The sequence below is a fragment of the Trebonia sp. genome (assembly GCF_049794275.1).
In the GTDB taxonomy this organism is placed as follows: domain Bacteria; phylum Actinomycetota; class Actinomycetes; order Streptosporangiales; family Streptosporangiaceae; genus Trebonia.
Map to the genome: position 1 here is coordinate 1 of NZ_JBARCR010000639.1, position 2,643 is coordinate 2,643.

The following is a 2,643-nucleotide window of genomic DNA, read 5'->3' on the forward strand; positions in this document are numbered from 1 at the left end:
GGTCAGCGCCGTCGCGGTCGCCGGCCCTGACCGGGTGCTCGCCGGGCTCGGCGCGGTGCTCCTCGGTCTCGCCTACGGGCTCTGCCTCGTCTGCGGCCTGCACCAGGCCGAACAGCTCAGCGACGCCACCGACCGCGGCGCCGTGCTCTCCTGCTACTACGTGCTGGCCTACCTCGGCTTCTGCGCGCCGTACGCGATGGACGGGCTGAACGAGGTGTTCGGCAAGCCCGGGACCTTCGCGGTACTCGCCGTGGCGGCGGCAGTCCTCACCGGGCTGCTGGCGGTCGGTGCCGCCAGGGGCCGTCCTGCAGCCACCGGGGAACCGCAGGCCGCGCATACTTGGGACCATGCCAGATCGTGACATCGCGCTCGCCCGCGCGGCGGGCTACGCGACGCAGTGGCTCGACAGCCTCGCTACCCGGCCCGTCCCGCCGCGCGCGTCGGTAGCCGAGGTCACGGCCGCGCTCGGCACCGCCCTGCCGGACGGCCCGGCGGACGCGCCGCGGGTCATCGACCTCCTCGCCAGTGCCTGCGAGCCCGGCCTCACCGCGATGCCGTCGGGCCGGTTCTACGGGTTCGTCATCGGCGGCACGCACCCGGCGGCCCTGGCCGCCGACTGGCTGGTCAGCGCCTGGGACCAGAACGCGGGCCTGCTCCTGCCGACACCCGCGCTGGCCGCAGTCGAGAACGTGGCGAAAGGCTGGCTGCTTGACGTCCTCGGGCTGCCCGCCGCCAGCGGGGTCGGCTTCGTCACCGGCGCGACGATGTCCAACTTCACCTGCCTGGCCGCCGCGCGGGACGCGGTACTGCACAAGGCAGGCTGGCAGGTCGCCGCCGACGGGCTGACCGGGGCGCCGCGGGTCCGGGTGCTCGTCGGCGCGGAACGGCACGACACCGTCGACCTGGCGCTGCGCTACCTCGGCCTCGGCGCGCCCGAAGTCGTAGCCGCCGACGACCAGGGCCGCATCGACCCCGGCGCACTCGAAGCGGCGCTGGCCGCCGGGCCGGAGACCCCGTCAGGCCCGGCGATCGTGGTCGTGCAAGCGGGCAACGTCCATTCCGGCGCGTTCGACCCCTTCGGTCCCGCGATCGAGGCCGCGCACCGGCACGGCGCCTGGGTGCATATCGACGGCGCGTTCGGCCTGTTCGCGGCGGCGTCCCCGCGGACCAGGCACCTCGTCGCCGGCTACGAGGCAGCCGATTCGTGGACCACCGACGCGCACAAGACCCTGAACGTCCCCTACGACTGCGGCATCGCCATCGTCCGGGACAGTGCCGCGCTGCGCGCCGCCATGGGCATGCACGGGGAGTACCTGATCAGGGACGCGGCGGGCGACCCGTTCGAGTTCGTCCCCGAAGTCTCCCGCCGCGCCCGCGGCGTCCCCGTGTGGGCGGTCATGCGCGCCCTCGGCCGCTCCGGCCTGGCGGCCCTCGTCGACGGCTACTGCCGGCACGCCGCGAGCTTCGCCGCGGGCATCGCCGGGATCGACGGCGCTACCGTCGAGAACGACGTCGTGTTCTCCCAGGTGTGCGCCAGCTTCGGCAGCGACGAGCGGACCCAGGAGGTCACCCGCCGGCTGCTCGCCGACGGCACCGCGTGGATGTCTGGCTCCCGCTGGCGCGGCAAGTCCGTGCTGCGCATCTCGGTGTCCAACTGGTCCACCACCGACGAGGACGTGCGGCGCAGTCTCGAGTCATTGCGGGACGCGGCGAAGTAGCGGGCCCGTTCCGGACAAAAGAACTTCGCAGCGGAACCTCAGCGGAAACGGCCGGGGATACCGGAGTCCGCCAGCGCCTCGGCCGCGTGCCGGTAGCCGGTCTCGATCAGCGCGGCACCGGCCTTGAAGTCGTACGCGCCGATCGCCGGGACCGGCGGGTGCAGCAGCAGGTCCACGTGCTCGCCGCCCAGCGTCACCCGCTGGTGCCTGGTGCCCGACAGCCCGGTGGCCCTGCTCACGATGTCGAGCACGCTGGGCACCGGCTGCGGCGGGCTCAGCGGGTTGAGCCGGTCCGCGAGCACCTTCCAGCCGGACAGCCCCGGCCCGAACGGGGCGACCATCATCGGCTCGACGGCGGGGGAGATATCGACCGCGATCACGGTCCCGCCGCCGACCCGCGCCCGCATCTGTTCGGTGGGCACGTTGTCGAGTGCCCCGCCGTCGACCAGCAGGTCCCCGTCGTAATAGACCGGCGGGAAGATGCCCGGCAGCGACAGGCTGGCCCGGATGGCCCGCCACAGCTCACCGCGCTCGTGGATGACCTCCTCCGCGCGGGTCAGGTTCGCCGAGACGCAGAAGAACCGCACCGGCAGGTTCTCGATCGACGTGCCCCCGAAGTGCTCGGCGAGCAGCCGGTCCACCCGGTTCCCCGACGACAGGGCGACCAGCGGCAGCGTGGGGCTCATCAGCGGGCCGCTGCGGGTGAAGGCGCGCAGCGCCCGCTCGACCCGTTCCGCGTGCGGCAGGCCCTGCGCGCACAGCGCGCCCATCACCGCGCCGATGCTGGTCCCGCCGACGACGTCCACGGGCACGCCGGCCAGCTCGAGGGCGTGCAGCACGCCGAGGTGCGCGAAACCGCGCGGGCCGCCGCCGCCGAGTACCACGCCGCACGCCGTGCCGGTGATCATGCGCGCGAGCCTGGCGA

The 2,643-nt window shown here is 74.0% G+C and carries 2 protein-coding genes and 1 pseudogene; 2 read left to right on the forward strand and 1 reads right to left on the reverse strand.

The window, feature by feature from the left end; all coding sequences use genetic code 11:
- A pseudogene (locus WA805_RS17215) lies at positions 1-361 on the forward strand (hypothetical protein); the annotation flags it as partial.
- Positions 348-1,718, forward strand: coding sequence for a pyridoxal phosphate-dependent decarboxylase family protein (locus WA805_RS17220; protein WP_425242836.1), 1,371 nt, complete (start codon positions 348-350; stop codon positions 1,716-1,718). The pseudogene WA805_RS17215 and the gene WA805_RS17220, both read left to right, overlap by 14 nt.
- Before the next feature lie 38 nt (positions 1,719-1,756).
- On the opposite strand, the gene WA805_RS17225 is transcribed toward WA805_RS17220, so the two are convergent.
- Positions 1,757-2,643: patatin-like phospholipase family protein (locus WA805_RS17225; protein WP_425242837.1), on the reverse strand; the 887-nt coding region annotated here is incomplete at its 5' end.